General features: G+C 61.2%; 3 protein-coding genes and 1 tRNA gene. 1 reads left to right on the forward strand and 3 read right to left on the reverse strand.

All coding sequences use genetic code 11. The annotated features are described in order from the left end of the window. The first annotated feature begins 1 nt into the window (after window position 1). Window positions 2-77, forward strand: a tRNA-Gly gene (locus tag LU684_RS30205). 122 nt (window positions 78-199) lie between these two features. On the opposite strand, the gene LU684_RS30210 is transcribed toward LU684_RS30205, so the two are convergent. From LU684_RS30210 to LU684_RS30220, 3 genes are all read right to left on the reverse strand, one after another. Further along, window positions 200-1,270 (reverse strand): fimbrial protein, encoded by a 1,071-nt coding sequence (locus LU684_RS30210; RefSeq protein WP_232895360.1) that lies wholly within the window; start codon window positions 1,268-1,270, stop codon window positions 200-202. A gap of 32 nt (window positions 1,271-1,302) precedes the next feature. Then, window positions 1,303-3,804, reverse strand: coding sequence for a fimbria/pilus outer membrane usher protein (locus LU684_RS30215; protein WP_232895361.1), 2,502 nt, complete (start codon window positions 3,802-3,804; stop codon window positions 1,303-1,305). Between the two features lie 240 nt (window positions 3,805-4,044). Continuing rightward, window positions 4,045-7,506 carry an RHS repeat-associated core domain-containing protein gene (locus LU684_RS30220; RefSeq protein ID WP_232895362.1) on the reverse strand — a complete coding sequence of 1,154 codons (3,462 nt, stop codon included), beginning with the start codon at window positions 7,504-7,506 and terminating at the stop codon, window positions 4,045-4,047. Between the last annotated feature and the right edge of the window lie 125 nt (window positions 7,507-7,631).

Consider the following 7,631-nt stretch of genomic DNA (forward strand, 5'->3'; position numbering starts at 1 on the left):
TGCGGGAATAGCTCAGTTGGTAGAGCACGACCTTGCCAAGGTCGGGGTCGCGAGTTCGAGTCTCGTTTCCCGCTCCAAATCGAAAAACGAAGAAAGGGACGAAAGTCCCTTTCTTCGTTTTGTGCGTCTGTTTTTCATCCCGCAGAGCGGTCTGCTGTTCGTGCAACGGACCGAACTGGCCCGTTGCTCCCTCTCGACCTTACTTGTAATAGATCGTGAAACTGAGTGCGCTCTTGGCGTCCCCGCTCGTGACCACGGGTGCCACCTTTACGTAGCGGGCGCTGAAGTCGATGCGTATGTCGTCGGGGTCGGGGGAAATCTGGGCCATTTCCAGTTCCTGGCCAAGTGCGGCGGGTGTCTCGCCGTCGGCTCGAAGCACTTGTACGCCAATCCCGGACGCGCTGTTAGGGTCGGGTGTCAGGCTGAACAGGCCCTTGTCGGCATCGATCACGGTTGCGCCCTTGGCCACCTCCAACTTGACGTAAACCCCTGCCTTGCCCCCGGTGCACTTGGTCAGGTTGATATGGAATGGCCTCGGGCTGGTGCCCGAGCCTTCGTCGTTGAAGGTTTCCAGCTTGTGTTCCCCGAGGTCTACCGAGGTGTCGCTGACCGCGTCGGCTCGCAATGAGCATTCGGCCTGGGTCACTGTCCCGTGCAAATTGGCCCTCAGCACCCTGCCCACGTCTGTGTAATTGCCGGTGAAAATCTCCTCCCCGAGAAAGTACTGCGGCCCCGAATCTATGTCGCCTGTCTTGATGACCGTGATGAGGGTGTCCAGGTAGTTTGTGGTAATCGGCAGCCCTGCCGGCTGGTCCTGGTACCCCTTGTAGGGAATGGAAACTGGGGTCAGCGGTATCCAGCGAGTCTGGTTTCCACCAGCGTACTGTTGTCCGAGTCCCACGTGTATGCCGATGCCCGGGATGTTGGTTTCGAGCACCCGATCGGTTTCGATTCCCGGGATAACGGGCAGAGGCCCCGGGAAGAGCTTCATGGAGTTGAGCAGGTTGACTTCGGCATATTCGCCCGCCACCGGCACCGAGCAGAGGAGGATGTCGCCGGTGGCGTTCGGCGTCCTCATCTGGCTGGCGGTGCGGATGACCGTACCGACCGGTGCATCGCGCGGTACAAAGAGGGGCTCCAGATGAATGTCGTACAGCAGTTCGCCGCTCGGAGCGTCTTTCCAGTAGCAGAGGGCAAGCGCGTTGCTGCTGGTGAACAGGCTTGTCAACGCCAGGGGCAGGATCGCGCGGCGGATGAATGAAGCGTTCATGGTGATGGTTTCCAGTGCCGGGTGGGCGAGGGTCAAGTCGTGGGGCAATTCAGCGTCTGTTGGTGGTAGCCCTGGGTTTGCTCCATGCTGGCGGGCTCGATCTGCAGCTGACATTGCTCATCATTGGCTTCGCCCCAGCGCACGTGCAGCGTCTGGGGTTTGTCTTCCACAGCCAGCAAGGCCTGGCCGGCCACGCCCAGCGACGTGCCGCTGATATCGTTGACCTGGGTGCCGAAAGGCATTGGTCTGCCGTTGGCCTGGAGCAGGGTGAGGATCAGCCGGCTGACCTTGCGCGCCTGGAATTCGGCCAGCACGATCGCGCCGCGGCGCGGTATCAGGTGCTGGGCGCCGTTGTCGATGTGCACTTGTGGGCCGAGGTCATCGGTGTTCAGTTCGAGCAAGTTGCTGCGGTACGGCCGCAGGTACGGCACCAGCATGTGGCCGCTGCTGTCGCTGCGGCTTTCAGGGTTGTTCTTCACGCCAACCCCGGCAACATCGGGCACGTGTACCAAGGCATTGGTTTCGCCAAGATAGCGGCCAAGGGTCAAGCCGCTTTCGTGCAGCAACAGGCTGCCGCTGGCGTTGAGCGACAACGTACGGTAATCGTCACTTTGCGTGTAGCCGGCGCCAAGGCTGGCGTTGGCTCCCCGATAGTTGGCGGAGAAAGCGGATGTCTGGTTGCGCCGTGCGTCGCGGCTGGTCGAGGCAAGGTAGCTGAGACGGCGGTCCATTGCGCTGCTGGAAAAACTGGCCCGCTGGCTGTGTTCGCCGTTATGTGACTGAAGGCTGATGTTGGCGCTGGAGGCGCGACCGAAGCCTAGGGGTAGCGAAACGCTCAAGCCAAACATGCGGTCATTTTGGCTGCGCTCGTTCAGGGACTGTGAGGCGTACAGGTTGTAGGAGACATTGTGCCAGCTGGTGCTGAGCTGCAGTTGGTACTGACGCAACTGCTGGCCGCTTTGCCAGTAGTCGTCCTGGGTCATGGTAAAGCTGAGTGAGCTGCGGCTGCCCAGGCGCTGGTGGGCAGAGGCTTCCAGGCGGCTGCGACGGCTCCCCCGGTACGCGCTATAGGCATTGCGTTCGCGCACGGCCTCGTCGTAGTCGCGGTAGCCTTCGGTGGAGTAGCGGTAGCCGGCGAAGCGCAGGTTGGTGCCGGTGTCGAATGCCTTGCCGTAGCGGGCGGCGAAGCTGTGCCCGTGAACCTGGCCCAAGGTGTTGCCCAGGTCGGTCTCGGCGCGGGTTACATCAAGCGACAGCGCGCCGAGTGTGCCCAGGTCGCGAGCGGCGCCCACGGTGGCTGCGCGGTAGTAGTCGCCACCTTGCACGCCGCCGTACAGGGTGGTGTTCAAGCTGGTGCCGCGGGCCAGTGTCGCCTGCCACAGGAGCGGCGCGTCGAGGTCTTCGGCACCGTTGTAGCGGCCGAAGGTGGCACTGTAGCGCCATACGCCTTCGCGCAGCAGGTTGCTCAGGCTGGAATAGGGCTGGATGAAGCGCCTGACCTGACCGTCGGCTTCAGTCAGGACGATTTCCAGTTCACCACTGCCGCCGCCCACGGCGAGGTCATCAATTTCGTAAGGGCCTGGGGCCACATAGGTGGTGTAGATAGGGTAGCCGTTGTGCAGCACTTCGAGCTTGGCGCGGGTCTGTGCCACGCCACGGATGATCGGTGCGTAGTTTTGCATCACATCGGGCAGCATGCCCAGCTCGGAGGCCAGCTGCAGGCCCTTGAACGGCTGGCTGCGGAACACGTCACTGTTGCTGAAGGTTTCGCCCAGGGTCAAGGTGCCGAAGCTGCCGGGCAGGTCGCGCTGGGCATAGGTGTTGGTGTGGGTCCAGCGCCGGCTGCCGTGTTCGTCCTCCCGCAGCGACTGGCTGCTGCGCAAGCGCCAGGGGCCGAGGTTGAGGCCGCTGCTGAGGTTCAGGTCCTGGCTGCTCTGGCTGGCACCGTGCGCCAGGCTGCGCATTTGTGCCGAGGCCTGGTAGTTGATAAAGGCGGCATTTATGCCGTAGTCCCACTGCTCGGCGCTGGGCATGCGCCCCGCTTGCCGGATCATGAATGCCTGGGGGATGGACAGCTCCAGGCGCAGCCGCCCGCTGTCGAGCTTGGTCGTGGCGCCAGGGGCGAGGGCTTCGAGGTCGATGCAGCTGTCATCGTCGGGCAGCGGCTGTGCCAGGCTTTGTTCACGCAGGCCGGCCTGGCGTAGCAGGGTGGCGTTCAGGCAGGGGCGCAGGGTGCGGTGGCCGTCGATTTTTTGCAGGTGTACATCTTGCTCGGCCAGGAACACCAGGTTTACCCAAACCTCAAGGCGGTAGCGGCCAGGGGCGAGTGGGGTTTCGGCAGCCAGGGCCTGAAGTGCAAGGGCACCGGCGTCGGCGGGCTGGTCGGGGGCTTGGCGCATGAAACTGGCGTCGAATTGTGGGGAGGCGCTCGCCGGGCGTTGCGGGGCAATCAGCAAGCTTCCTGAACCAAGCGCCACGAGCGTCGTAATCCGCAGGCGCGATAACAGTAGCCTGCGCGTGGGGGGCAGGAGCATGATCTTATCCTTGACAAGGGCGTGTCGATGCGGTCCGGTCAGACCACGTGGGCCAGGTAGTGAGGCGCGATTATGTTGCGCACTACTGAGTTACGAGGGGCACGATAGGGAATGCGTGCGCGGGGATATGTAGGATATATCTGCATGATCTGATGAACTTGTCATCAGAACGATTTTGAGGGGAAATGAATCGGGACCGCTTTGCGGCCCCGAAATGCTGGTAGTTCTGTTAGTTATGATTTAATAAAGCAAGTCGAATCCACTTTGATTATGTATGTTGCTGCGTGTAGGATCGCCCGATAAACGGCCTTGTACGTTTTCTTCGCGTTGTCGCCCAACCTGCTTTGCACTCTTAAGTATTTGACGCACGTACATCCCATGCAGCCAGTTTGACGACCCCGAGGGTGTCTCAGCTGTTTGAGTTGCCTGACCTGCCTGACCTGCCTGACCTGCTTGAGGTGCCGCAGGTGCCGCAGATGCCGGAACCTGTGGTGAATTAGTCGGCCCGGGCATTGCGCCTATCTGCGAGTCTGAGCTTGCCGCTGCCACTTCAGGCGATTCTGTCAAATTTGTTCTACTGGCTGGGTTTGGTAGTTTGCTCCCTGGCGCTGAAGGCCGGTTCGCCTTCCACTGCTTGTACGTCCCGCCCCCCCCACTAAATATCAAGGGCGTAGCGGCACCCAGGAAGAAACCCCCTATGCTGTTCCACATCATGGCTTTCTTTGGATCTTCCTCCTTGGCTGCTAACGCCGTTGCCGTGATGCCCATGCCCAGGGCCACAACTCCAAGAAGCAGCGCACCCGCAGGGGGGAGAATTGCAGTCAGTACAACGCCGACCATCAAGCCTACAACCCCCGCAATGACCGGCAAGATCGCCCCCCAAATGCTTGGCTTCTCGGGTTCCGGCAGCGGGTCCTGGTAGGGCGGTTTCGGATCCCTGCTCGGTACTGGCGAGGACCTGTGGCCAGTTGGGTCGCGCCAGTTCACCGGGTCACCCAGGGCGTACAGGTAGGGGTTCACGCCGACCTCTTCCTGGGCCAGCGAGTCTGGGCTGTGGAAGCGCATCAGCCCGGGGTTGTAAGCCCGGTAACCGCGCCCTAGCAGGTACCAGTCGAGCTGCTGTTCTCGCACTTCGCCATTGAACGCCAGCAGACTCTGCAGTGTGTCATCGTCACCGCGTTCGCCATACAGGCTCAAGTACGCTTCGTTGACCCCGGCGGCCCCATACTCGGCAGTGACCGAGGCGGTATTGTCGGTCAGCAGCAGGCGCGTATTCTGTGGTTTGGTCGGGTTCTGAAGCCCAAGCGGATGAGCGCCGCCGTGCAGGTAGTCCACCCGCTCTGTGTCCTGGCTCACCGTGCTGAGGCGGTAGTCTTCGTAGCGGCGCAGTTGTTCGGTATCTCCACCCTGGGTAACGCCCACCAGATGATTGTGCCCATCGTAGCGGTAACGCACGAGGGCAGCAGTGCCATCGCTGGTAGACACCTGCTTCAGGCGCCCGAAGTCATCGTACTCGAGCCGGCGTCCCCACTCATCGTTGGTCTGGTTGCCGTCATCGTCATAATAGACCGCCTGCGCTACCGGGTAATCCGGCTGCAGTGAATGAGTCAGCTCGCGCAACTGGAACATGTCGTGGACGTTGGCTGTGCTTGCATTGCCATAGCTGAAGCGGGCTTGGTCGTCTCTGCCGTCACTGAACATGGTGTTGCAGCGTGTGAGGTTGTTGAAGGCGTCGAAGCGGAACGTCTGGCTCACGATAGAGCGTCCGGCCCGGTTACGCGGCAGGTAGGTCTCGGCGTCGTTCTCGTCCTCAACCGTGTAGGTGACCTTGTCCAGCCGGTTCAATGCATCGTAGCGGAATGTTTCGAGCAGGCGCTGCTGGCCGTCTCGCAGTGTCGCCCGGCTATGCAACAGGTCGTCGTCTCTCCACACCAGTTTCATCGTTCGCGTGCTGCCGCCATCGAGGGTCACGCTGCGTTCGCATTCACGTCCCAGGTCGTCGTAGACAACGGCGCTGATGCTCTGCCGTTTGCTGGTGCGGTCAACGGTGGTGGTGGTGTGCAGGCGACCGTCGTCGTCATAGGTGAAAGTGGCGGTGAGGTTGCCTTGTGTCGTGGACTCAAGCCGTCCCTTGTCATCGTATTCGTAACGGGTCAACGGGCCGTCGCTGCTGCTGCGGGTGAGCGGGCGACCCTGCAGCGACGCTAGATGCTCGATGAAATAGCTTCCCGCCGATTGCTTGTCCGTCCAGGTTTCCTTCAGCAGGTAGCCTTGGTCGGTATACTCATAGTCCCGAGTACCCGCGCCGTTGCCAGCCGAAGTGATCGCTGCGTCGGGCCTTGTGTAACCGAAGATGGACTCTTCGTTGGCGGCTGTTGCACCCTTGGGGGTCATTGTGATCGAGACGGGCTGGTGGGACAGCTCCGGTGTGTAAGCATATTTGAGGATGCGCCCCGATTGCTTCTCATGTTCATCGACCAGTGTCATTTGGCCTTGATAGCGGAAGCTTTCTGTCCTGTTGCCGACCGTTAGATGGGTGAGACGTTCCAGGCCATCGAACGTACGCTTACAGATGATGGTGCCTGCCTCGCCTTCGGTTGGCGCAAGCTCCAGTTCGGTGGTGAGCTCATTGATGCTATGGCTGGCGAAGCGGCGTAGCAGGCTGCTGCCATCCGGGCGCTCGGTGCTGGCCATGCGGTTCCACACGTCGTAGCTGAACCTTGTGGTCTGCTCCAGTGGCGCTGCATCCTTGTCCAGTGGGTCACGCAGTTGCTGCACCTGGCGCACGCAGCGGCCGCCACCGTCATAATGGTAGCGCGTGCTGCCCACCATCTGGCCGCTCAGGTCCAGGCGCCGGTCTTCGAGCGGTTTGTCGAAACGGTTGAATTCAGTGCTGACGCACTGCCGCCGCATGCGTGGTCTGGCTTCTGTGAAGCGCTCCTGCCACTGCTGGACAATGAACCCTTCCTTGCCGAAGGGCGAGCGTTCAGTGCATGCCACCACGCCGTCTGGCATCAGGGTGCTGGTGCGGTTGCCCCAGCCGTCGTAGCCGAAGGTACTGGTGAGGGTGCGTGTCTCGCTCTCCAGGTAATCGTAGCTGGTCTGCGACTCGACCCGGCCTGCGCTGTCGTAGTGCGTGGTTTGCACATCGTGCCAGGTGCGCTTACCGGTTTTCTCATCCTCGGTTTCTCGTTCTTCGCGGATAGCTCGATTGTAACCATCGAACCATGTTCGGCTGACCACCCCGTTTACATCCTTTACCGTTTGGTTTGGCTTTGCGCCAAGCTCATAGGTGTATCTACGGACTGCTTCATGAGATGTTCCGGGCGCGATGGTTTCGACCGTCAGGCGGTTGAGGGCATCGTAGTGGTAGTGAGTTTCAACCTTGTTGAAATCCTGGGCGCGGTGCAGCAGGCCGGTATGGATCGACACGGCACGGGCAACCGCCCGTTCCGCCAGGTCATGACCTTTGAAGGTCTCGCGCACCTGCAGCAACGTCTTTTGCTGGTTGTCATCGTTGATCAGCGAATGGAAAAACGTTGAAGTGGCAGTTTTTTCCCTGTCAGGGTCGCTCAAGTCTTTCAGTGTCACCGTCTGTTGGTCCAGGCGGCCATGCAGGAAAGCATTGTGCTCGCTCTCCTTGAGGAAGCGGCTTGTGGTGGTGCGCAAGACCTTCTCACCCTCGTCGTCTACCTGCAACACGTCTTCGCCACCAGTCGCTAGGAAGCCCTTGGCCGCACTTGCCCCACTCAGCGCTGGCAGGTGCTGGTAACGGAAACGGGTGCGCAGGGTCTGCGCCTGGCCTTCGCCGGTGGTGGCCGGGTGCA

This window comes from Pseudomonas sp. NMI542_15, assembly GCF_021283425.1.
Taxonomy (GTDB): Bacteria; Pseudomonadota; Gammaproteobacteria; order Pseudomonadales; family Pseudomonadaceae; genus Aquipseudomonas; species Aquipseudomonas fortuita.

What these genes read in the sequence shown, in the direction of transcription:
- LU684_RS30210 (WP_232895360.1), bottom strand. Translation starts at nt 1,270, where the DNA reads ATGAACGCTTCATTCATCCGCCGCGCGATCCTGCCCCTGGCGTTGACA.
- LU684_RS30215 (WP_232895361.1), bottom strand. Translation starts at nt 3,804, where the DNA reads ATGCTCCTGCCCCCCACGCGCAGGCTACTGTTATCGCGCCTGCGGATT.